Here is a 22869-nt window from a genome sequence, read left to right as displayed (position 1 = left end):
TAAAACAACGAATAATTGAGTTCAGGAGATATGAATATGGTGGGTATCGCAGTGCTGGGCGCAGGTCGTATCGGCAAGATCCACGCCGCCAACGTGGCGGCCAGCAAGTTCGCCAAACTGGTCGTCGTCGCCGACCCGTTCGCCGACGCCGCGGGCAAATTGGCCGATGAACTCGGTGCCGAGGCCATGACCGACTGTGAGGCGGCGATTGATCGGGCCGATGTTCACGCGATCGTGATTGGCACCCCGACGCACACCCATATCAACCTGATGCTGCGCGCGGTGCGCCAGGGCAAGGCGGTGCTGTGCGAGAAGCCCATCGACCTGGACATGGCCAAGAGCCTGGCGGCCGTGGAGGAGGTCGAGCGGCTGAACGGACGGGTGATGCTGGCCTTCAATCGCCGCTTCGAAACCACCTTTGCCGAAATGCGTGCGGCCATCGACGCCGGCGATATCGGTGAGGTTCGCCAGGTGATCATCACCAGCCGCGACCCGGGCCTGGCGCCGGAGGATTACATCCAGCATTCCGGCGGTATTTTCCGCGACATGACCATCCACGACCTGGACATCGGCCGCTGGCTGCTGGGTGAGGAACCGGTCGAACTGAGCGCCATCGGCAGCCGCCTGATCGACCCGGCCATGATGGAAAAGTACGACGACTACGACACCGCGATGGTGCAGATGCAAACCGCCTCCGGCAAACAGTGCCACATCAACAACTGCCGTAACGCGGTCTACGGTTACGACCAGCGCATCGAAGTATTTGGCTCCAAGGGCATGCTGCAGATGGACAACCTGCGTCCGACCACCATTCGCCGCTGGAGCCAGGACGTCACCGACGCCCGCGAACCGCTGCTGAACTTCTTCCTCGAGCGCTATCAGCAAGCCTACAAGTCCGAACTGGATGCCTATATCGACGCACTGGCGCATAACAAACCTATGCCGACCACCGTGCAGGATGGGCTCAAGGCGCTGCAGCTGGCCGATGCCGCCGTGGAGTCGGTCAAGACCGGACGCGCCGTCAGACTCTGACGCAGGCTGAGTGGTTTGGATTTTTGGACAAGTACACCAGGAGAATCGTTATGTCCTACAAGCTTGAGCAGGGTATCCGCATCGGCGTGGCCTGCCTGGGGATTACTCACCCGCACACCTCGGGCCGGGTCAAGGCCTTCCAGCGCATGGCCGACGTGGAGTTTCTCGGCGCCTATGACGACAGCCCGTTGCTCGATCCGTTCTGTGATGCACTGGGCCTGCAGGCCCGCAGCAAGGCAGAGATCCTGGCCGACCCGAATGTGCACGTGGTGCTGGTGCATCCCAAGAGCTACCTGATGGCCGACTGGGCGATCGAAGCGCTGCAGGCCGGCAAGGCCGTGCTCTGCGAGAAGCCGGCGGGCCGTGGCACCCAGGACACCCGGCGCATCGTCGAGGCCGTCGAACGCACCGGCGGCTTGTTCCAGGTCGGCTACTGCTGGCGTTACGCGCCGTCGGTGGAAAAGATGCAGCAGGTGCTCAAGAGCGGCGAAATCGGCAAGGTCTTGCAGGTTCGCGCGCACGCCGGTTGCTCCCACGATGAGGCCGATACCAACCATATGAAGCAGCCCGGCGACCGAGGCGGGGCGTTTTATGTGATTGGTTGCCATACCATCGACCGGATCCTGCTGCACTTCGGCAAACCCAAATCGGTCAACGCACGGATCACCAAATTTGCCGGACAGATGAGTGACTCGGCCCGCGAGGACGCGGTGGGCGCGGTGCTCAACTACGACGACAAGCTGGTCACCATCGACTTTATGTCCTGGGACCCGATGCCCTGGACCGAGAGCTGGGACATCACCGCCTATGGCACCCATGGGGTGATGCATTCCACGCCGATGCCAGCTTCGTACAAGCTCTACCACGACGGCAAGAACGGCCACCAGCAAGGTTGGACGCACTGGAACGAGAACAGCTTCCCGGAGATCTGGGCGGTGCGCAAGACCGTCTACTCCCCGGAAATCGCCGAGATCGGCAACCCGGTGTATTTCGATCGCGAGGCCGCCGCGTTCGTCACCTCGTTGCGCACCGGTAGCGCCTCGACGGTGCCGGCCACCCAGGCCCATGACATCAACGTCATCCTCGAAGCGCTGTTCGAGTCCGCCGATGCGAACGGCCAGGAAGTCCAGCTGGCGTTGTAGATAACCCGCAGTCCCGATAGGCGAGGAGACCCGTTCGGCTCAGTCGTTTTGAGCCGAAAGGGACTCTGCGTCCCTGAGAAATGACAACAACAATAAAGAAGAGGGCGTTATGCACACGATTATCAAGGTTGCCGCAGCGGTATTGTTGGGGTTGGCGATCAGCGCCTGCTCCAAGCAGGAGACCAGCAGCAAAGGCACTATCGGCATTGCCATGCCGTCGAAAACCGAAGCCCGCTGGGTGTCCGATGGCAGCAATATCGTCGACTCGTTGAAGAAGCTTGGCTACGACACCGACCTGCAATACGCCCAGTACGAGGCGCCGACCCAGCTGTCGCAGATCGAGAACATGATGGTCAAGGGCATCAAGGGCCTGATCGTCGCGCCCATCGACGGGACGACCATGACCGCCGTGCTCAAGCAGGCCAAGGAAAAAGGCATCAAGGTCATCTCCTATGACCGGCTGATCCGCAACTCCAAGGACTTCGATTACTACGTCACCTTCGACAACTACCGCACCGGCGTGCTGCAGGGCCAGTCGATCGTCGACTCGCTGGCGCTCAAGCAGGGCAAGGGCCCGTTCAACCTGGAGATCTTCGCCGGCTCCACCGATGACAACAACGCCCATGTGGTCTATGCCGGCGTGATGTCCCAGCTCAAGCCCTACATCGACAGCGGCAAGCTGGTGATCCGCAGTGGCCAGCAAGCCATCGATAAGGTCGCCACCCCGAACTGGGACGGTGCCCAGGCCCAGGCGCGCATGGATAACCTGCTCAGCGCCTTCTATGGTACGGCCCACCTCGACGCGGTACTGGCGATGAACGATCAGATCGCCACCGGTGTCGTGTCATCCCTGCGCGGTGTGGGTTATGGCAGTGGCAAGCTGGCCATGCCGATCGTCACCGGCCAGGATGCGGAAATCTCCAGCATCAAGTCGATCATTCGCGGCGACCAGTCTTCGACCATCTTCAAGGATACCCGGGCTCTGGCCGGCGCGGCGGCACAGATGATGGACGCGACGTTGAGCGGCAAGGCGGTAAGCGTCAATGACACCACGTCCTACGACAACGGCTCGATGATCGTGCCCACTCAGTTGCTGACCCCACAACTGGTCGATGGCAAGAACTGGCAGAAAGTCCTGGTCGACGACACCAAGTTCTACACCCCTGAGCAGTTGCGCTAGTCGCTTGTGATTGTGCCGGCGGCTGCGCGGTTCGGCAGCCCGCCTGGCAGGAGAGAGAAAATGAGCAAAACGATTCTCGACATGCGTGACATCCGCAAGTGCTTTGGCCCGGTCAAGGCGCTCAGCGGGGTCAACCTCCAGGTTGGCGATGGGGAAATCCATGCGATTTGCGGTGAAAACGGTGCCGGCAAATCGACCTTGATGAAAATCCTCAGTGGCGTGTATCCCCACGGCAGCTACGACGGCGACATCGTCTTCGACGGCGTGCCGCGGACCTTCCACGGCCTGCGCGACAGCGAGGCGTTGGGGATCTGCATCATTCACCAGGAACTGGCGCTGGTGCCGATGTTGTCGATTACCGAAAACCTGTTTCTGGGCAACGAGATCTCCCGGCACGGGGTGATCGACTGGGACGAGGCGCACCTGCGGGCCCGCGAGCTGCTGGCTCGGGTTGGCCTCGACGCCCGGCCGCAGACGCTGGTGGGCAACCTCGGCATCGGCCAGCAACAGATGGTGGAAATCGCCAAGGCGCTGGCCAAGGATGTGCGCTTGCTGATCCTCGACGAGCCGACCGCGAGTCTCAACGAAAGGGACAGCGACACCTTGCTCAAGCTGATGCTCGAACTCAAGGGCCGTGGCATCACCTCGATCATCATTTCCCACAAACTCAACGAGATCGGCCGGGTCGCCGATGAGATCACCGTGATCCGTGACGGCAGCACCGTCGACGTCATCGATTGCCGTGTCGAGAAGATCGACGAGGGTCGCGTGGTTCGTTCCATGGTCGGCCGCGAGTTGTCGGACCGCTACCCGTCGCGGGTGGCCGAGATCGGTGAGACCTTGTTCGAGGTCGAGGACTGGTCGGTCGGCGACCCGGAGCGTCCAGGCCGCGATCGTATCCGCAATATCAATTTTCATGTACGCCGGGGCGAAGTGGTGGGGATCGCCGGGTTGATGGGCGCTGGCCGCACCGAGTTTGCCATGAGTGTATTCGGGCGTTCCTATGGCGTGAACATCCGCGGCAAGGCGCGTATCGAAGGGCGCGAAGTCGACCTTGGTACGGTGCGCAAGGCCATCGATCAAGGCCTGGCCTACGCTACCGAAGACCGCAAGGGCGCCGGCCTGGTGCTGGGGGAGAGCATCACCCGCAATACCTCCATGGCCAACCTGGCCGCCGTTTCCAAGCGCTGGATCATGAACGAACTGGGCGAGACGGCGGTGGCCGTCGATTACCGCGCGCGCCTGCGGATTCGCTGCCCGGACGTGAGCCAATCGGTGGAGAAACTTTCCGGTGGCAACCAGCAGAAAGTCGTGTTGGGCAAGTGGCTGTTCTCCGATCCCAAGGTACTGATCCTCGACGAGCCCACCCGCGGTATCGATGTGGGGGCCAAGTACGAGATCTATGGGGTGGTCAATCAAGTGGTCAGCGAAGGTCGTGGCGTGGTCATGATTTCCTCGGAAATGCCGGAGTTGCTCGGCACCTGTGACCGTATCTATGTGATGAACGAAGGACGCTTTGTCGGCGAGTTTCCGATCGCCGAGGCATCGCAGGAAAAAATCATGCACGCAATCATGAAAAACGAGGTGATCCAGTGAGCGAAGTCAGCATGCCTCTCGCATCCAACAAACCCAATGCCCTGACATCCTTCAAGCGTGGCGCCCGTGAATACGGTCTGTTGGCCTCGCTGATCGTCATCATGGTGTTCTTCCAGATGGCCACCGGCGGGGCATTGATGCAGCCGCTGAACCTGACCAACCTGCTGCTGCAGAACAGCTACATCGTGGTGATGGCGCTGGGTATGTTGATGGTGATCGTCTGCGGGCATATCGACCTGTCGGTCGGTTCGGTGGTCGGCGTGATCGGTTCGATCGCGGCGGTGTTGATGGTCCAATATCGCCTGGATTTCTTCAGTGTGACCCTGATCTGCCTGCTCTGTGGTGGGCTGATCGGCGCCGCGCAAGGCTACTGGGTAGCTGTCTGGGGCATGCCCTCGTTCATCGTCACCCTGGCCGGTATGTTGATCTTTCGCGGCGCTACTATTGCCATCTCCCAAGGGCAGTCGATAGGGCCGTTTCCGCCGGCGTTCTCGGCGATCAGTTCGGGCTTCATCCCCGACGTCTTCGCCAATGAAAACCTGCGCATTACCTCCTTGCTGCTGGGTATCGCGGTGGCCGTGGCCTTCTGGGTGGTTGAATATCGCAGTCGCGCGCGCACCCTGAAAAGCGGCGGCAGCGCTGCGCCTCTGGCCCTGTTTGCATTGAAGAACGGCGTGGTGGCGGCCCTTATTGTGTACTTCTGCTACCTGCTCTCGACCTACCGCGGCATCCCCACAGTGCTGGTGATCATGAGCGTGCTGATCGGGGTGTACACCTTCGTCATGAACCGCACCGTGATCGGTCGTTGGATCTACGCGGTAGGCGGCAATCTCAAGGCGGCCAGGCTGTCGGGTATCAACACGGCGCGGGTGACCTTCTTCGCCTTCGTCAACATGGGCGTACTGGCCGCCGTGGCCGGACTGATCTTCGTCGCCCGCCTCAACAGCGCGACACCGCGTGGCGGCACCGGCTTTGAACTGGACGTCATTGCGGCCGTGTTCATCGGCGGCGCGTCGGCCTCCGGCGGCGTCGGCAAGGTGGTGGGCGTGGTCATTGGCGCGTTCATCATGGGTGTATTGAACAACGGCATGTCGATCATGGGCATCGGCATTGACTACCAACAAATGATCAAGGGCGCTGTGCTGCTCGCGGCGGTATTCGTAGATGTCTATCAGAAAAGCAAGGGTTGATATGTCAGGCCGGGATGACACCGCACGGAGACCGCGATGATCAAACATATTGTGATGTGGAACCTTGCGGGGGAGACGCCGGAGAGCAACCGCCAGGCGTGCCAGTTTCTCAAGGAACGCTTCGAAGGGTTGGCCGGATTGATTCCGGGGCTGCTGAAGATCGAGGTCGGTGTCGATATCAGCCGGATCGATTATGCCTGTGACGTAGTGCTCTATACCGAGTTCGCGTCCGCTGAAGCGCTTGAGGCTTATGCCACGCATCCTGAGCACCTGAGGGTACGCAATGACTTGGGCAACTCACGGATCGCCAGGCATCAGGTGGATTACGTCGTCCAGTAGTGGCAAGCGTCCGACTCAGCTGATTCGGACGCGTCAATCAATGCTCTCAGCGCTTTCACAAAAGCGTTACTCAATCGAGTGGCGCTTTTGTTTATGCATTTTTATCTATGCTGTTTGCCGAGTTGAGTGATCAGTTGGACGGTGGACTGCATGACCCCCTCTCGGTATTGCACCGTAATCAACAACTGTTGCAGATGCCTCAGAAAGCTGGCTTCTAACCGATTATTTTCCGGATAGCCTTGGCGGGCGGCTATTCGTGGCAAACCCGCAGGGTAAGGCATGCCAGACACTCGAGTCTATATCATTACCTAGGTGCCATCACCGTAGACGCTTCTGTAGCTCTGCTCTGAGAGGCTGGCTTTTTTGCAGGACAACTGGGGGGCTTGCCGCTGCTCATGGCCACTTCGGCCAGGCGCAGTTTTACAATGATTGGTTCGGGCGGGAAGCTTTTTGCGTGGCCTCTTGTGTTGCGCCTTTCCCGGGTTGAATTCTCTTCTTCAACCTGGACTCGAAACAACCAGTCACGAACGTTGCTCGACCCTCGACCGGTGCAGTCGGTTGCACCCGACTTGAAGCGGACCTTCGATTTTTCGAATCGGCCACAATATTTGCGTTTCTGAAACGTCTTCAGGCGTATTGAGCCACTTAATTGCGCACACGATGACCGAACGATACAGAGACATCACTGCAACCGTGGTGCGTGAGCGCGCCAGGCTCGCCAATTTTATCCGGCGTCGAATACGGGATCCGGGCGACGCCGAGGACATCCTGCAGGATGTATTCCATGAATTCGTGCAGGCGTACCGACTTCCAGCTCCGATCGAGTAGGCGAGTGCGTGGCTGTTTCGCGTCGCACGAAACCGCATCATCGATAGCTTTCGCAAGAAGAAAGAGCAGCCGCTGCCAGAACTGTCTGGCGACGAGGATGACCCTGGCAGTGAGTATCGCTTGGACCTTGCCCTGCCTGCACGAGACGGTGGTCCCGAGGCCGCCTATGCGCGAGCGCTTTTGCTCAAGGCATTACAGGATGCGTTCGAGGAGTTGCCGCCGAATCAACGTGAGGTATTCATTGCGCACGAGCTAGAGGGGCAGTCCTTCAAGGATATGGCGGTGGAAACCGGTGTCACGCTCAATACGCTGCTTGCGCGCAAACGCTACGCAGTTCTGCATCTGCGCAAGCGGCTGCGGGCTATTTACGACGAACTGGGATTTTAGAGGAGTTGACGGATGAAATTTCGAATCAGATTGGTGGGTAAGGCGTTCCTGGTGGTGTTGGCTATAGGCGTGCTCGGCTGGGTGGTCATGGTTCTATGGAATTGGGTGATGCCGGGGCTATTCGTCGGAGCCCGGGAGATCGACTTCGCACATGCGTTGGGCTTGCTGCTGTTGAGCCGAATTCTGTTTGGCGGATTTCGCGGACACGGCGGCCGGCGCGAACGACGTCACTGGCGCAAATGGGAATCCATGACGCCCGAAGAGCGGGAGCAATTTCAGACGACCTGCCGATCGGACCGGGGTCGGCACGTGGGAGATCGAACATGACCGAGAAATCAAAGACCAATTGCAAACAGCAGCCGGGCGTGATTGCGCCAATCGTCGACCTGAAGCGTTGTGAAGGTAAGGGCGATTGTCTCGAGGTCTGTCCCGAGAATGTGTTTGAGATTCGGCGCATCGACGAGGTCGACTACCTTGACCTCGGCTTGATGCACCGTCTCAAACTACGAGTGCATGGAATGAAAGTCGCGTACACGCCTAACGCGGATGCCTGCCGGTCGTGCGGCCTTTGCGTGACGGCATGTCCCGAAAGCGCGATCAAGCTCGCCAGAACAGCATAGCTGTCGCACGTTCACCTCTGATGAAGGAAGGAGAACTCTGGCCGGTAGATACTCGCGTTCTTTGCATACCGGGCTGATATACAGGAACGTCTCCCGAGTTTATGGATAATGCCGCGACACCATTCGTCGCCTCTAAAAACCTGGCGCGCAATGCACGACCCTCTCTGGCTTGCGGCTTGCAGAGGAGGGGCGTAGCAGCCCCGGAACGACGTAATTCTGACGCGGCAGCAATCCAATCAATGCTTCAGGACTCCAGCGATACGCTTGGTCAGTCACCGGGAGATGTACCGTGTCAACTCTCAATGAAATCGCAGCGAACCACGCGAGAATGGCCAAGGCAAAGGAAGAAGAGTCGACCGGACTGAGTGAGCTACACCTCCAGATAGTGTGTAGCTTCGAAATCCCATCCAGTGATGCTCAACAGCATATTCCGCTGCACCTCATCTCTGGAGCGCAGGACAATCAGCTCGGGCAAGCAGCCAGCGGCTTGCTCTGACTGCGCCAGGCGGAGCCAGTCGCCGGCTTGATCGAGCTGATCATTGAGATTGTTCGTCAGACCATTCGAAAATGGGGGAATGGAGTGTTTGTATGAGCATCAATTTAATAAATCGCAGCTTATCAGACTGATGCGGGTATTGTGGTTCCCCCCAGTCGTGGTCCAAATAAGAGGAAATAAAGTCTCTGTGCTCTAACGCCGCACAATGAATGGGCATTGACAAAAATGGCCATCATGTCCGGAGGTTCTATGCCAAAGGGTGTCGAGATTGTTGGGCTTAAACCTGGTTTTTTAGAAATACCCTCCACTAAGTCCTGGGAAAATTAGAGCGAGCCGTTGACGCGCATTGATGAGGTGTGTCTAAATGTCTGCATATGGAAAATTGCAGGAATGGCTCGTTGGTTTTATAGCCCTTTCATGCACAGGGAATTGTGAGGTGATGATGTTGTTAAGCTGTGGTTCTTGCGCCTTTAATACCCCGCACTTATCCTGTTCGAGGCGCATTGTTCGCCTCGAACTTCGAATTAATCGTCGGTCCGCTAAAGTTACGCTGATGGGTTCGGCCAATATTGTTTGAGTCGAACGGTGGCTGTTCTCGAGTTGTTTTTTCTTGCCCGTTATTTCACGATTTTATGTGGCTTATAATAGGGGTGTGTATGGAAGCATAATCCTGGTAATCGCTAGTTTATTAGGTATGGTTGAAAAGTGATATTTCCTGGTCGGCGCGCTCAGCAGGCACCTGTCAGGAGTAATGAATTAAAAAACTCACATCAATATAGGGAAATATATGAAGCGTTTATTTTTGTTGCCTCTCATGGCTTTGCTGCCTCTATCGTTTCAAGCATCGGCCTGCTTGACAATTAAGGATACCTACTCTGGAACTATTCCCGCTAATGGGATGGTGATTGCTTACGGCCCTTTCACGATTGGCCCGACCTGTACCACGGCTAACATAGCCTCCACTGTCACGGCTTCTGGCACAGGGAGTGCCCCGCAGTTATACATTGACAAGCAGACTGGGGGGAGTTGGGTGCAGGTTGCGGGTAATACCGGTACTACCGCCTCGTATTTGGGGGCGGTAGGCACGTACCGAGTAAGGCAAGTTAATAACACGGCCGCCACAAAAACTTATGGCGGTACGACTTCTTACGGTCACTAGTTTTAGTGCGTTTGTAAAGGCGCGTCAGGTGTAAGGCGTGACGCGCCTTTATCATTGATTAGGCTCGCTAATTTTCTGAAAGAGTGCAATAAGGGCAGGTATTCTACTCGGGGACCATTTCCCACACCTCTTCGAAGATCTTCCGCGGCTCTACCATGAAAACCGTCACGTCCTGAACATCCTCGAAGGTGCAACCTGCCGGCTTACCGAGGCTTCATGGCAGACAAGACGATTGATTCAATCAGAGGCTGAGTGGCGACGTCTCTCTGCCCGTCTGGTGTATTCCATGAGTTGTAGAGGACCGGGCCAGCATCGCTCATCAAAATATCGCCATCCTTCAGAATCCTGAACGCCCAGATTTCTGGCCATGCCTCTTTTCCCTGCTCATCCAGCGTGTGTTTGCGCAGCACCACGCGAGCGAATGTCCCGTTCCCCTCATTTGCATAGACCAGGTTGGCCCTGACCAGGCCAAAGTGGCCTTCAATCTGGAAGTAGCTCCCCGAGGGAATGGAAAAACTCACGCCAAACCGGCTCTCCGTGAATTTGAAAAGACCGGAAAGACGGTTTCGCAACCCATCGGTGTGTCTGTTGACTTGCTCGATGTCCTGGACGACATGACCGATTCCGCTGAGGGATTCTTCGGTATAGGCAGAAAACAACATGGCCCGGCTCCTTGGATGATTGGAACCGCATTATGCCGCTCAGTCGGCGCCTTATTAATGTCCTGGCTCATTGGAAAGGCTTGACGCAGGTGAGGTCGAAAAGAAGGCGACTTTTCCAGCAGAAACGTATATCTGCTTGAAGTCCTGCCCGTCGCGTAACACGAACAAGGCATCCATGCCGCGCTCCTGAGCCAGGCGCGGACCTTCGTTTTCGCCCAGCACCATCAGGGCCGTGGCCCAGGCGTCGGCGAGCAGGCCGGTGGGCGCCACTACGGTGACGGCAGCAAGCTTGTTGCTCAGCGGTGCGCCGGTCGCCGGGTCCATGGTGTGGGCGTAGGATCGACCGGCCACATCGACCCACCGTCGGTAGTCGCCGGAGGTTGCAATGGCGGCGTCGCTGAGCTCCATCACCCCCATCACTTCACGTACGCCTCGGTTGGGCTTTTCCAGGGCCACGGCCCAGGCCCTGCCGTCGGGTTTGGCGCCACGGGCGCGCATTTCGCCGTCGATACCCACCAGGTACTGTGTGATACCAACGTCTTCCAGGCTGCGGGCCAGTTCATCCACGCCGAAACCCTTGGCGATACCGTTCAAATCAAGGTTGAGCGCGGCGCGCTTGCGCACCTGATTGCGTCGTGTATCGACCACCAGGGCCGCGCTGGCCGACAGGCGGGCCGGTGGCGGGCTGGTCGCGGACGGCGGTTGTGTGACCGTCTGTTCGCCTGGGCCGAATCCCCAGGCCTGCACCCGATCACCAACGGCGATGTCAAAGGCGCCATTGGATTGCTGGTTGATTCGCAGTGCCGCGGACAACACCCCGATCATCTCCCTGGGTACCGGCACCCATTCCTGTTCGGGGGCGGCATTGAGGCGATTGAGGTCGGAGTCGGCCTTCCAGGTCGACATCTGCTGGTCCACCCGGCCCACGGCGTGCGCCAGGTCCTGGCCAATGGCATCGGTATCGATCCCTGCCTCGGCGTAGAACAAGGCGGTGTAGCGGGTCCCCATGGTTTCGCCACTCAAACTGTAGCGTTGCAGCTCAGTAGACATCTTCACGGTAGCGTCCTTGGGCTTTCAGGGTCATCACGCTGAGGTCGAGAGGCGCGAGTACTTCATCCAGCGCCTGCATCACCGCCCTGGCCATTTCGCGACGGCCACACACCAATACCTGGGCGCCTTTTTCAATCAGCCGGCGCAGGGACAGCGCATCGTTGATCAGTCGGTCCTGCACGTAGCTGCGCTCCTGGGTTTGGGAAAAAGCCGCGCGCAAGGCCGTGAGGCGTCGGTCAGCCAGATAGCGCTTGAGCTCCGGTTCGTAGAGAAAGTCCGAGGCCGGGTGGCGTCCACCCCAATACAGGTGCATCGCGTTACGGTCCTTGTTGTTACGGATAAAGCCGGCCAGGGGACCGATACCGGTCCCGGCCCCGATCAGGATCACCGGCTGGCTGCCGGATGCCGGACGGAATTGCGGGTTGGGCTGGATAAAGACGTCGATCTGCGCACCGATGTCCAGATCATGCAGAAACCCCGAGCACAGGCCGTCTTCATGTTTACGGACGCAGATTTCCAGCACGCCATCCTCCGAACGACTGGCCAGCGAGTAGACGCGAGGTACCGGGCTGCCCGGGGGGAGGATCCCTACCAGGTCACCGGCCTGGAAACTCGGTAACTCGCCGACCGCCTTGAAACGCAGTATCTGGGTTGGCGCATTCACTTGTTCGCCGTAGACGATGCGCCCCGTCAATCGCAGTGCCTGGGTGCGCGGGCGCTCGGGCGTGTGAGTCAGTGTCAGGTCCTGTCCCAGTACTCCTCCCAGTGCGTATCCCCAGCGGGCAAACTCTTGGGAGGATTGGCGGTTGATGGTTTCCAGTGCCAGCAACGCCGAGCCGCCGGCTTGCAGCATCGCGTCCTGGATCTGATGGGCAAACTGGCAGAACCGGGCAAACTGTCGATCACCAAAGCCCAGCACGGCAAAGGGCTGGCCGGGGTTGAGGCCGGTCTCACGAAGCCGCGCCAGGAACTGTGAAGCGGAGGCGGGTGCATCGCCGTCGCCATGGGTCGCGGTGAGAATGAACAGACGCTTGGCGCCAGGGTATTGGCCAGTCCATTCATTCATCGAGGTGCTGTGTACCTGATGGCCGGCCTGGTGCAAGGCTCGATGTAGAGCCTCGGCAAAGCCCCAGGTGCTGTTGTTTTCGCTGCCGACCAGAATCACGCTGTCGGCTGATTGCGCGTCGCTGTTGTGGCTCAGCTCCGGACCGGCCTGGCGGCGGCGCCACCACAGCAGGACGCCGGTCACGCTCATCAAGGGAACGCAGAGCGCACAGGCACCGAGTGGCAGGCCCAGCCACCAGAGGCCTTCGCCCGTGTGCAACTGGTAAATCCATTCGTAAATCCTGAGCATCGCGTCATGGGGCTGATAGGACAGCCACTCGCCGCTGGCCGGATTCACGTAGCCGTCGCCCTGTGCCGTGCGCAGGGAAAACAGGTCCTGTGGGTTGTCGGGGCTGGGGTAAACCAGCTCGCGCAGATCATTCAGGTCGGTGGTTTGCAAGGCCCGCAGACTCGCCACGGGTAATGCCGGAGCAACATTGATCCCACTGGGGAAGGGCGGTTCATCCTGGCTGCCGTCGGCGATCAGTCCCAGGGTGCCGGCGGACATGTATAGCCCGCTCAGTGCCGACAGCAGCAGGCCGAGCAGGGCCAGGCGTCCGACTTCCGAATGCCAGCGCTGGCTGAACGTGCCCCGCAGCGGGCGCAGCAGATTGCGCCAGCCACCCAGGCGCCGCGCCAGCAATAGCGCGCCGGACACCGACAGCATCAGCATGAATAACGCGCCTGCGCCGGATACGGCATGGCCCGGTGTGCCGAGGAACAGTGAGCGATGCAGGTCTTTCACCCAGCGCGAAAAGGACGACGGTGCATAGGGCGCGAGGCCTTGGCCGGTCAATGGATCGACCGTTTCCATCGCGGCCTGATCGTTCTGGTTGTAGTAGACGATTACCGTTCCGGACGCGGTGCGGCGGATCTGCTCCACGCCTTGGAAATGCTCGGCAACGCGCCCGGCCAATTGCCCGACAGTGACCTGCCCGGTGGCACTCGGAACGCTGTGCAGGCGCTCGACGGCCGGGTCAATGGACAGCAGCGCGCCACTGATGGCCAGGAGCATAACCAGCAATGCAGCGATCAGGCCGGGCAGTGAGTGGAATTGGCGAAGCATGTTCAGCCTCCGGAAACAGCAGGTGTTACAGGTCGTAGGTAAAGGACTTGACGTAGGTATTACCGAGGGTTGTCTTGCCCGCCCCTTTGGCGGTCAGGGGCACGCTGACGTCGGCACGGCCTTCGCGTTGGTTCTCCACGGCGCTGTCGATACGGATCTGGAACCCGGCATCGATCAACGTGTCCGCCAGCTCGACGCTGACCTTGAGGGTGTCGCCGCTGCCGACGCTGGCGCCGCTGATCCCATCAAATTCGGCGGGTCTTTGGCCGCTCCCCCGCGCCCAGTCGCTCAGATGCCGGTAATACTTGGCCTTGCGGCCGGCGACCCAGAGGGTTTTCTGGTACTGGCCGTTGCCGTCGGTGAGGTAGATCGCCAGATAGGCGTCGCTACCGCTGTAGTCCTTGAGCTGGGTGGTCAGGGTCACTTCACGGGCCTGTGCCAACTCCGGCAGGGCGAGGGCGCCGACGAGGCAGGTTGCGGCGATGAGGGTCTTCATGACGGTATCCTGTTTGAACGGTGTGGCAAGAGTCTGGACCTGCCGGCTGACAGCAACCTGAACCCTTGGAAACAGCTGCCGGAGGAGGTCTGCGTGGCATACCCTGGAGCGCATTCCTGACAATCACCTGAATCTTCAGGTTCACGTCAGCAAAGGCGTTTAAGGTGTGCCACGACAACCATCACGAGAGGTGCCGCATGCGGGTTTTGCTGGTCGAGGACGCCGTAGGACTGGGGGATGCCGTACGCGAGCAGATCGCCGACGACGGCCACGCCGTGGATTGGGTGCAGTGCCTGGACCATGCACGCAGTAGCGTGCGCACCACGCCTTACGACCTGATCCTGCTCGACCTGATGCTGCCGGACGGTCGCGGGCTGGACTTCCTGCGTCAGCAGCGCACGGCGGGGGATGTGACACCGGTGATCATCCTGACCGCCCAGGACCAGATATCCGAACGTATAGCCGGCCTCAATGCCGGTGCCGACGACTATCTGGTCAAGCCGTTCGATCTGTTTGAACTCTCGGCCCGGGTTGCCGCCGTGGCCCGACGGTACAGCGGCAATCCCAACCCGCAGATCAGACTCGGCGATCTGCAGGTCGATATGAGTGCCCGCACGGTGCAGCGCGGCGGCCTGATCGTGGACCTCACGGCCCGTGAGTGGGCGCTGTTCGAGGCGTTTGTCCAACGTCCCACGGCGCTGCTGTCCAAGTCACAGCTTGAGGAGCGGCTGTATGCCTTTGGCGCCGAAATCGAGAGCAATACCATCGAGGTTTATATCAGCCGCCTGCGTAAAAAGCTCGGCCGGGAGATGATTGAAACCGTGCGTGGCATGGGTTACCGGTTGATCTGCGAATGAAGCCGTCCGCAAGCCTGCAGAAACGCCTGGGCCTGGGCCTGACCCTGGGCCTGACCTTGCTGTGGTTGGGGGGCACTGTCGGCGCCTGGCTGGTGGTGCAGCATGAGCTGAACGAAGCGTTCGACAGTGCGTTGGAAGAAACCGCGCAACGCATCCTGCCGTTGGCGGTGCTGGAGATCGGCAGTCGTGACCGGGCGCCCGAGGCACAACACGTGCCCACCTTGAGAATGCACAAGGAATATCTGGCTTATCGGGTGCGCGATGCCGAGGGTGTAATCCTCATGCAGTCCCATGACGCCAGCCCGGAGATCTTCAGCAAACCGCCGAGCGAAGGCTTTTCCACCACTGAAAAGTACCGCCTGTACGGCGCCAGTGCGCGGCATGGAGCGGTGTTCATCGAGATTGCCGAGCCCCTGAGCCATCGTCGTGAAGCCGCGCGCGAAGCGCTGTTTGCCTTGTTGTTGCCGTTGCTGGCGCTGATTCCCATCAGTCTGCTGGGTACCTGGCTGTTGGTGCGGATCAGCCTGCGCAGCGTATTGGCCTATCGCCGGGCCGTCGAGGTTCGTGGCGTCGGTGATCTGTCGCCGATCAAGGTGGCGCGCCTGCCGGCTGAAATCGATCCGCTGGCCGAGGCGGTCAATCACCTGCTGGAACGCTTGCGCAAGGCGTTGGAGACGGAGCGCAGCTTCACCGCCAACAGTGCCCATGAACTGCGTACACCGCTGGCCGCGACCCTGGCGCAGACCCAGCGACTGCGCCACGAAGCTCCCGAGGGGCCGTTGCGCGTGCGTGCGACCAAGATCGAAAGCTCCTTGCGGGAGTTGGTCCGGCTCTCGGAAAAGCTTATGCAACTGGCCAAGGCCGAAGGGGGCGGGCTACTGTCCGAAACACCCCAGGACCTGATTCCCTTGCTGGCCCATGTGGTTGATGAGTGGAACCAGAACAGCGGTCGGCGGATCAACTTGCAACTTCCGGCGCGGGCCAGTGTTTGTGCGGCAATCGATCCGGACGCCTTCGGCATCCTGTTGCGCAACCTGATCGAGAACGCGTTGAAATACGGCGCTACGGATCAGCCGGTCGAGGTCAGTCTCACCAACCAGGGGCTACTGCGGGTGGTCAACGCTGGGGTTGCGGTGCCGGAGCCGGTGTTGCAGCGCCTGACCGAGCGCTTTGTCAGGGGCAGTAGCGAGAGCAGTGGTTCGGGGCTGGGCCTGGCGATCGCAAAGACCATTGTCCATGGGGTCAAGGCAAGCATGACGCTAGCCTCACCTGCGCCGGGCAGGACAGATGGTTTCGAAGTTGCCATCCAATTTCATCTCGCGCCGACGCTGTCCGGTTGAGCGCCGCCATTTGGCTTCAAGCGCCAGCACTCAAGTTTGAGGATGGCGCTGCTTTTCTGATTTTGAGTCGGTAGACAAGCGTCATTCATGTGAGCGGGGTGGTTTGAACAAATCACCCATGTGCCAATAAAGCAAAGAGGTATGTCATGCCCCACGAAACAGTCGTCCAACGTTACGCAAAAATATCGATAATTTTGCATTGGCTAATGCTGGCGCTCTTTGTCGGTGTTTATGCCAGTATCGAAATCAAGGGGTTGATTCCTCGTGGTGATGCCTTGCGCGGTTTCTTTCTCGGTACCCATGCAGTGTTTGGCATGGCCATTTTCGCCTTGGTATGGGTGCGCCTGTTAGGACGCTTGAAAGCAAGTCCGCCGATCTTGCCCAAGCCACCTGCCTGGCAAACGCTGTTAGCCCACATCACTCATCTGGCACTGTATGGGCTGATGATCGCTACCCCACTACTGGCCTGGTTGATGCTCAGTGCTGCTGGCAAGCCGATCCCGTACTTTGACTTTATGCTCCCCTCGCCAATAGCGCTCGATCCTGATATGGCAAAGCAATTCAAAAGTTGGCATGAGTGGGTTGGGAATGCGGGGTACTGGCTGATCGGATTACACGCCTGCGCAGGACTTTTCCACCATTATTGGGTCGGCGATAACACGATGGTACGGATGATACCCAAACGTTTTCATTCCTGAGTCTGCAGTCATGCAATGAAGTGGTCTGGATAGCGCTGGAAACGACCTGTGGTCTTGACCCCGGCTTCTCAGTGTTGCGGCTTGAAGGGGCTCAAGGATGAGCCCCCCATCAGCAGGGTATGGATTGCGTCGTTTAACGCGCTACTTCTTTAAGATAGATAGTGCGGGCAGCAACTGCGTTAGGCGTGAAATCGGTAAATACACCGTCAACACCGGCTCGGAAAAAGGCCAGGTATTCTGCCGCTGGATCCCCCTTATAGACACCTGCCAGGTATTTCGCCTCGTTGCGGAAGGTGAATATATGAACGAACAGATTGGCCTTGTGGGCGTCGCTGATCAGGCGGGTTGGCTTGAGGGTGTCGACCTTGTCCAAGCTGGGGTTGGATGACGAATCTTGAGCGGCAGCAACGGTGAGCGACATTGCCTGTGGCTTCCACGGACCGATGCCGTCGGCGTAGGTCTTGACCTCGGCCAATCCTGCCGGCGTCAGCATCGCACCGAAGGAGCGTGGATCACCTGCTACGGTCCAGCTATAGGGGCGGCCGCTGACGAACGTATTGGGTTTGTCAGTGATGAAAATGGTTTCGCCCGTCTGGAAGTTTATTCCGTTTCCATCGACCAACTGAACGGCTCTGGATTTCAGGCCGATAGAGCGCAGGTATTTCAAGCTGCCCGGATCAAAGCTTTGCACAAAGACCGGGGCTTCCTTGCGATTGAGGTCGTTGTCGTTGAGGGTTTTGAGGAACGCCTTCTCAAACGGATGACTGCCCGGTACGCCGCAACCATTGGCAATGGCTTGGGCATTGTTCCAGATCGGATTCTTGCTTTCTGGATAGACCGTAATGACGCGACCTGTCGCTGCGCTTTTGGCTTTTGCAATGTCGATCACGTCCTGAAAACTCAGGATCGGCAACTTGCCGTTCAGTTCGGTTGGGCGCTGGTCGCGGGCATCGTAAGTGGTACCGCCTATCCATTGCCTGAGTTCGGCCATGGTGAAATCGCTGATTGACCAGTCGTTGGTGTGGTCTTCGCCATCAACGACCAGTGATTTCAATACTGATTTCGGATCGTTGGGGTTGGTCAAGTCACTCAGGTACTGTGCCGGACCATTTTCTGCCGTGGCGGGATATTTGACATTGACCAATACGCCTGGAACGGTGCGTTTACGGTGTGCAACTTCGGCGTTGGTCTTCGCGACTTCGCTGATGTTGGTGTTGTCGCTCAACCAGGGATTGTGTCGAGCCACCAATACGCAGTCCTTGGTCATGTGCAGATCCAGTTCGAGCGAATCTGCGCCAGCATCGGCGGCATGCTCGTAAGAGGCCCGGGTTTCTTCCGGATACAATCCCGGCAGGCCGCGATGCCCGATAATCAAGGGTGGCTTACCGTCGAGGGTTTTGAGCGAAGCAGATGCGGTTGACTGTGCGCCAGGTAAACTCCCGTTAGTACCGTCACAAGCACTCACTAACAAGCTGCATCCGAGAGCGATAAAGCGGGCAAGAGGCAGACCTGGGCGAGTGTACATGTGCAGTCCTTCAAGATGGGAAGAGCGGTTATCAACCAATAGTAATCACGGACACATGACAAAATCATGGCTCATCGGGTCCGCTCCCGGGCAAACCGCCCACAGGCCGTAGGCACACTTATCGCCCGGATAAACTTCTATTTCTTCTTGGCCGCAGCCTCAGCGGCCAGGCACTCAAGGGCAAACTGCTCAGTGTACGTCATCTGGATAGGAGTGGTTTCTCCCTTGACGGTCCTTTCGCCATCGAGGATGTAACGAATGCGCTTGTCGGTCACGCCGATGCGTTTTGCGATCCAGGAGGGGGTTTGTCCGATGCGCGAAATCAGCTTGTCGGCATATTCGGTGGACGGGTTGTAATGTTCTGCGTTGGGTGTCATGTGACGTCCAGATAAAAGGTGGGTCTGTGATGCATTGGTGGGGTAGGGGACACGGTGCACCAATTATTGGACGGTGTCGCGGTTTCAATGAAGAAGCCCCGGAATCCGGGGCCTTGTCGTTTCTACAGTTTATCAGCCTGGTATCAACTTGCTTTCGGCTTATCGCCAATCGCATCCAGTTCGGCCAGCGTGTCCGGCGTGAGCTGCAACTGCCCGGCCTTCAGGTTTTCGCGCAGGTGCGCGACCGAGGACGTACCCGGAATCAGCAGGATGTTGGGCGAGCGGTGCAGCAACCAGGCCAGCGCCACTTGCATCGGCTGGGCTTGCAGGCGGGCCGCGATATCCGACAGCGCCGTTGACTGGATGGGCGTGAACCCGCCCAGGGGGAAGAACGGCACATAGGCGATACCCTGCGCCGCCAAGTCGTCGATCAAACCATCGTCCTCGCGGTGGACCAGGTTGTACTGGTTCTGCACGCAGACGATGTCGGCGATCGCCTGGGCTTCCTTTATCTGCTCGGCGGTTACGTTGCTCAGCCCGATATGACGGAGCAGCCCCTCTTGCTGGAGCTGCGCCGTGACCTCGACCAGATGGCCGATGCTGTCCTGGGTAAGGCCATGGCCGAAGATGCGCAGGTTGACCACGTCCAGGGAGGCCAGGCCGAGATGGCGCAGATTGTCTTCGACGGCGCTACGCAACTCTTGCGGGCTCTGGGCGGCCAGCCAGTCGCCCTTGTCGTTGCGGCGCGCGCCGATCTTGGTGACCAGGGTCAGGTTGTCGGGATACGGATGCAGCGCTTCGTGAATGATCTGATTGGTGATGTGCGGACCATAGAAGTCGGAGGTGTCGATATGGTCGACGCCGGCGGCGATGGCTTCGCGCAATACGGCGATACAGGCAGCTCGATCCTTCGGTGGCCCGAATACCTGCGGTCCGGCAAGTTGCATGGCGCCATAGCCCATTCGCCGGACCTTGCGACCCGCGAAGCTGAAATGGGCAGGGAGGGCGGAAGTGCTCATATGGGTTTTCCTCTATCGGTCTGTTTCGATGCGAGTCGCAGCGCGTTCCGCGGCGGGGTTCGATGGGCCGAATATAGTTCCAATTGCGCTGTTTGATAATCAGGCATAAAGTTTACGGGCTGTTTAAATTAGTGAACAATTGTCATGAAATTTAACGATATGGCGGCTTTTGTCGCTGTCGCACAGGCGGGTGGTTTTCGTGAGGCGGCACGCAGCGGTGGCGTTTCCGCCGCCAGCTTGAGCGTAGCCGTACAGCGTCTTGAGGCGCAGCTGGATTTGCGTCTGCTCAACCGCACCACGCGGAGCGTGGCTTTGACCGAAGCCGGGCAACACTTGTTAACCCGGCTGGAGCCACTGTTTTCTGAAATGGAAGCGTCATTGGATGTGCTCAATGGCTTTCGCAACAAGCCCTCCGGTACGCTGCGGCTCAATGTGCCCACCAGCGCCGCGCGTATCGTGCTGCCTGAGGTCATTGCCGGATTTCTCGGACGTTATCCGGATATCCGCATCAAGGTCGTGGTGGAAGACGGATTTGTCGACGTGCTTTCGGTGGGCTGCGATGCCGGCATCCGTTACGACGAAAGGCTGGAGCAGGACATGATCGCGATTCCCATCGGTCCGAGGGTGCAGCGCTTCGTCACGGCGGCGGCGCCCGGATATCTGGACCTGTATGGCCGACCGGCCCATCCACGCGAGTTGTTGACCCATTCCTGTCTGCGCTGTCAGTTCTCCGGCGGCAACAAACCCACCTGGAAATTCGAGCGCGATGGCGAGCAGATCGAGATTGATCCGCCCGAACGTCTGCTGGTGACGCCCAGTGGAGCCTTGGATCTGACGGTCAGTGCCGCGGTCGCCGGCCTGGGGGTGGTGCATCTGTTTGAAGACCTGCTGCGGCCGCAACTGGACAGCGGCGAGCTCGAACCCATCCTGGAACCTTGGTGGCAGACGTTTTCCGGCCCGTTCCTGTATTACCCTGGACGGCGCCATTTGCCGGCGCCGTTACGTGCTTTTGTCGACTACCTGCACGAACTGTCGGCGACGCTGCCCTTGCGAGCCTGAGTCTGATTACAATCAGCGACTCAGCAATACACCCAACAAGAGAGTGGCTAACACCACCGAGTGATTCAGACCTTGATCGAACGACGCCAATTCAGTGGAGGCATGAAGGGGAAAAACCTCCGCTATCTGAATGAAAACCCCGGTGCGCCCGCGCAAATGGCCTGGACAGGCTTTTTGTTGCTCGAGCATTTCTCCTTGCCGGCATTCACCCAGGCCCTGGATACGCTGGTCACGGCGAACCTCCTGCGTCCCGGGTTGTTCTCTTCGCGAACCTTCGGTCTGCATGAAGGGGAGGTGATCAGTGACCTGGGCCTGGTGATTCGCCCCGATGCCCGTATCGATTCGGCGGCCATTCAAAGCCTCGACCTGCTGGTCATCTGCGGTGGCTACCGGACCGAGCTGAAGGTCGACGATGAGCTCATCAGCCTGCTGAGAGCGGCGTCAGACCAGGGTGTCAGCCTGGCCGGGTTATGGAATGGCGCCTGGTTCCTGGGCAGTGCGGGTTTGCTTGATGGTTATCGTTGTGCGATTCATCCCGAACATCGGCCGGCGCTCGCGGAGATCTCCAAGGCGACCCATGTCACCAGCGAGGCCTATGTCATCGATCGCGACCGGCTCACCGCGTCCAGCCCCTCGGGGGCTTTCCATATGGCGTTGGACTGGATCAAGGGTTTGCACGATAAAGCCCTGGTCGAGGGTATCGAGGACATACTGGCGTTCGAGGAGTCGCGCTATCGGCGTATCAAACCGGCGGAGAATGTGTGCGTGAGCGCACCACTGCGGGAGGTGGTCAAGCTGATGGACGCCAACCTCGAAGAACCTCTGGAACTGGAGCAACTGGCGGCCTATGCCGGCCGTTCCCGCCGGCAACTCGAACGCCTGTTCAAGGAGCAATTGGGCACCACGCCGCAACGCTATTACCTGGAGCTGCGTATCACCGAGGCCCGTCGGCTGCTGCAGCACACCGAGCTGTCCCAGGTCGATGTGCTGGTGGCTTGCGGGTTTGTCTCGCCGAGCCATTTCAGCAAATGCTACAGCGCGTATTTCGGCTACCGGCCGTCCAAGGAAACGCGCCTGGTTAAATAGCGTGAGCGGTTCAGGCACATTACGTTGCATCGAACCCTTTCCAAGGCCGTTCATCACCACCCTGGCTAACGAGGGGGCGCTTGAACTGCAAGCGATGCGGGCCCAGGATCTGACAGCCGCGTGGTTGAACGCCACGCTGGAAGATGGCGATATCCTGTTTATCGATTCCACGCATACGGTAAAGACAGGGAGCGATTGCCTGCAAATTTACCTGCGCCTGCTGCCGAAAATCACCAAGAAGATCTTTGTCCACGTGCATGATGTCTTTCTGCCCTTTGGCCTGCCGACGAAATGGCTGATTGATCATCAGATCTATTGGACGGAACAGTATCTGCTGCTGGCGCTGATGACGGATAACCCGCGGACGAAGCTGCTGTTTGGCAGCGCGTATCACGAACATTTCAATCATGATCTGTTGACCGCACTCATGCACGGTCGAGCCGAAAGTCACGGCGCCAGTTTCTGGTTCGAGTTTGATGGCCGGGGCAATGCCTAGTTTCTTCGGGCGCCAACCCTTGTAGTCCGCCAGCCAACACCAGCCCGCCAGCTTGCGTGCTGGTT

Annotated in this window: 23 protein-coding genes; 16 read left to right on the top strand and 7 right to left on the bottom strand. The window is 59.1% G+C overall.

Annotated features, from left to right (window positions below; translation table 11 throughout):
• Window positions 1-36 precede the first annotated feature (36 nt).
• The 10 genes from iolG to HX830_RS26795 all read left to right on the top strand — a co-directional run bounded on the left by iolG (window position 37) and on the right by HX830_RS26795 (window position 8810).
• Window positions 37-1032 carry an inositol 2-dehydrogenase gene (iolG, locus tag HX830_RS26840; RefSeq protein ID WP_152739874.1) on the top strand — a complete coding sequence of 332 codons (996 nt, stop codon included), beginning with the start codon at window positions 37-39 and terminating at the stop codon, window positions 1030-1032.
• A 50-nt stretch (window positions 1033-1082) separates the two neighbouring features.
• Window positions 1083-2174, top strand: coding sequence for a Gfo/Idh/MocA family protein (locus HX830_RS26835; RefSeq protein ID WP_152739875.1), 1092 nt, complete (start codon window positions 1083-1085; stop codon window positions 2172-2174).
• Window positions 2175-2283: 109 nt separating this feature from the next.
• Window positions 2284-3354, top strand: a complete 1071-nt coding sequence (chvE, locus tag HX830_RS26830) for a multiple monosaccharide ABC transporter substrate-binding protein (protein ID WP_152739876.1) — start codon at window positions 2284-2286, stop codon at window positions 3352-3354.
• A gap of 60 nt (window positions 3355-3414) precedes the next feature.
• Window positions 3415-4950 (top strand): multiple monosaccharide ABC transporter ATP-binding protein, encoded by a 1536-nt coding sequence (mmsA, locus tag HX830_RS26825; protein ID WP_177103690.1) that lies wholly within the window; start codon window positions 3415-3417, stop codon window positions 4948-4950.
• Window positions 4947-6140 (top strand): multiple monosaccharide ABC transporter permease, encoded by a 1194-nt coding sequence (mmsB, locus tag HX830_RS26820; RefSeq protein WP_177103687.1) that lies wholly within the window; start codon window positions 4947-4949, stop codon window positions 6138-6140. Before mmsA ends, mmsB begins: the two co-directional genes overlap by 4 nt.
• A gap of 36 nt (window positions 6141-6176) precedes the next feature.
• Window positions 6177-6479 carry a Dabb family protein gene (locus HX830_RS26815; protein ID WP_152739879.1) on the top strand — a complete coding sequence of 101 codons (303 nt, stop codon included), beginning with the start codon at window positions 6177-6179 and terminating at the stop codon, window positions 6477-6479.
• A gap of 840 nt (window positions 6480-7319) precedes the next feature.
• Window positions 7320-7694: a sigma-70 family RNA polymerase sigma factor gene (locus HX830_RS26810; protein ID WP_218171411.1), complete on the top strand. Its 375-nt coding sequence runs from the start codon at window positions 7320-7322 to the stop codon at window positions 7692-7694.
• A gap of 12 nt (window positions 7695-7706) precedes the next feature.
• Window positions 7707-8021, top strand: coding sequence for a hypothetical protein (locus HX830_RS26805; RefSeq protein WP_152739881.1), 315 nt, complete (start codon window positions 7707-7709; stop codon window positions 8019-8021).
• Window positions 8018-8314 carry a 4Fe-4S dicluster domain-containing protein gene (locus tag HX830_RS26800; RefSeq protein ID WP_152739882.1) on the top strand — a complete coding sequence of 99 codons (297 nt, stop codon included), beginning with the start codon at window positions 8018-8020 and terminating at the stop codon, window positions 8312-8314. Before HX830_RS26805 ends, HX830_RS26800 begins: the two co-directional genes overlap by 4 nt.
• Window positions 8315-8603: 289 nt before the next feature.
• A complete protein-coding gene (locus HX830_RS26795; RefSeq protein WP_152739883.1) occupies window positions 8604-8810 on the top strand; it encodes a hypothetical protein in 207 nt (68 codons plus the stop codon).
• Between the two features lie 1362 nt (window positions 8811-10172).
• Here HX830_RS26795 and HX830_RS26790 read toward each other — a convergent pair.
• Genes HX830_RS26790 through HX830_RS26775 form a run of 4 tightly spaced genes read right to left on the bottom strand, consistent with a single transcriptional unit; the run spans window position 10173 to window position 14347 of the window.
• The gene (locus HX830_RS26790) at window positions 10173-10631 is read right to left on the bottom strand and encodes a hypothetical protein (RefSeq protein WP_177103685.1); all 459 of its coding nucleotides are present in this window, start codon (window positions 10629-10631) and stop codon (window positions 10173-10175) included.
• Between the two features lie 54 nt (window positions 10632-10685).
• Window positions 10686-11681, bottom strand: a complete 996-nt coding sequence (locus tag HX830_RS26785; RefSeq protein ID WP_177103719.1) for an FAD:protein FMN transferase — start codon at window positions 11679-11681, stop codon at window positions 10686-10688.
• Window positions 11671-13851: a PepSY domain-containing protein gene (locus HX830_RS26780; RefSeq protein WP_152739884.1), complete on the bottom strand. Its 2181-nt coding sequence runs from the start codon at window positions 13849-13851 to the stop codon at window positions 11671-11673. Before HX830_RS26780 ends, HX830_RS26785 begins: the two co-directional genes overlap by 11 nt.
• Before the next feature lie 25 nt (window positions 13852-13876).
• A complete protein-coding gene (locus tag HX830_RS26775; protein ID WP_103495284.1) occupies window positions 13877-14347 on the bottom strand; it encodes a DUF2271 domain-containing protein in 471 nt (156 codons plus the stop codon).
• A 197-nt stretch (window positions 14348-14544) separates the two neighbouring features.
• Here HX830_RS26775 and HX830_RS26770 point away from each other — a divergent pair, with 197 nt between their 5' ends.
• From HX830_RS26770 to HX830_RS26760, 3 genes are all read left to right on the top strand, one after another.
• Window positions 14545-15204 carry a response regulator transcription factor gene (locus HX830_RS26770; protein WP_103495283.1) on the top strand — a complete coding sequence of 220 codons (660 nt, stop codon included), beginning with the start codon at window positions 14545-14547 and terminating at the stop codon, window positions 15202-15204.
• Window positions 15201-16544 carry a sensor histidine kinase gene (locus tag HX830_RS26765; RefSeq protein ID WP_177103683.1) on the top strand — a complete coding sequence of 448 codons (1344 nt, stop codon included), beginning with the start codon at window positions 15201-15203 and terminating at the stop codon, window positions 16542-16544. Before HX830_RS26770 ends, HX830_RS26765 begins: the two co-directional genes overlap by 4 nt.
• A 146-nt stretch (window positions 16545-16690) precedes the next feature.
• Window positions 16691-17242: a cytochrome b gene (locus tag HX830_RS26760; RefSeq protein WP_103495281.1), complete on the top strand. Its 552-nt coding sequence runs from the start codon at window positions 16691-16693 to the stop codon at window positions 17240-17242.
• Between the two features lie 133 nt (window positions 17243-17375).
• Here HX830_RS26760 and HX830_RS26755 read toward each other — a convergent pair whose 3' ends face one another.
• From HX830_RS26755 to HX830_RS26745, 3 genes are all read right to left on the bottom strand, one after another.
• Complete coding sequence (locus tag HX830_RS26755) at window positions 17376-18767, bottom strand: glycerophosphodiester phosphodiesterase family protein (RefSeq protein WP_177103681.1); 1392 nt, start codon at window positions 18765-18767, stop codon at window positions 17376-17378.
• Between the two features lie 137 nt (window positions 18768-18904).
• Window positions 18905-19144: a hypothetical protein gene (locus HX830_RS26750; protein ID WP_100940111.1), complete on the bottom strand. Its 240-nt coding sequence runs from the start codon at window positions 19142-19144 to the stop codon at window positions 18905-18907.
• Between the two features lie 143 nt (window positions 19145-19287).
• Window positions 19288-20163 carry an aldo/keto reductase family oxidoreductase gene (locus tag HX830_RS26745; protein WP_177103679.1) on the bottom strand — a complete coding sequence of 292 codons (876 nt, stop codon included), beginning with the start codon at window positions 20161-20163 and terminating at the stop codon, window positions 19288-19290.
• 144 nt (window positions 20164-20307) lie between these two features.
• Between HX830_RS26745 and HX830_RS26740 the strand changes: the two genes are divergently transcribed.
• From HX830_RS26740 to HX830_RS26730, 3 genes are all read left to right on the top strand, one after another.
• Window positions 20308-21222 (top strand): LysR family transcriptional regulator, encoded by a 915-nt coding sequence (locus HX830_RS26740; protein ID WP_152739888.1) that lies wholly within the window; start codon window positions 20308-20310, stop codon window positions 21220-21222.
• 72 nt (window positions 21223-21294) lie between these two features.
• Window positions 21295-22308 (top strand): GlxA family transcriptional regulator, encoded by a 1014-nt coding sequence (locus tag HX830_RS26735; protein WP_177103677.1) that lies wholly within the window; start codon window positions 21295-21297, stop codon window positions 22306-22308.
• A 1-nt stretch (window position 22309) separates the two neighbouring features.
• On the top strand, window positions 22310-22804 hold the full coding sequence (locus tag HX830_RS26730) for a hypothetical protein (RefSeq protein WP_152739890.1): 495 nt from the start codon (window positions 22310-22312) through the stop codon (window positions 22802-22804).
• The last annotated feature ends 65 nt before the right edge of the window (window positions 22805-22869 follow it).

The sequence above is a fragment of the Pseudomonas gingeri genome (genome assembly GCF_013385425.1).
GTDB lineage: Bacteria > Pseudomonadota > Gammaproteobacteria > Pseudomonadales > Pseudomonadaceae > Aquipseudomonas > Aquipseudomonas gingeri_D.
Note: the sequence above shows the minus strand (reverse complement) of the source record. Positions and strands in the feature narration are given on the sequence as shown.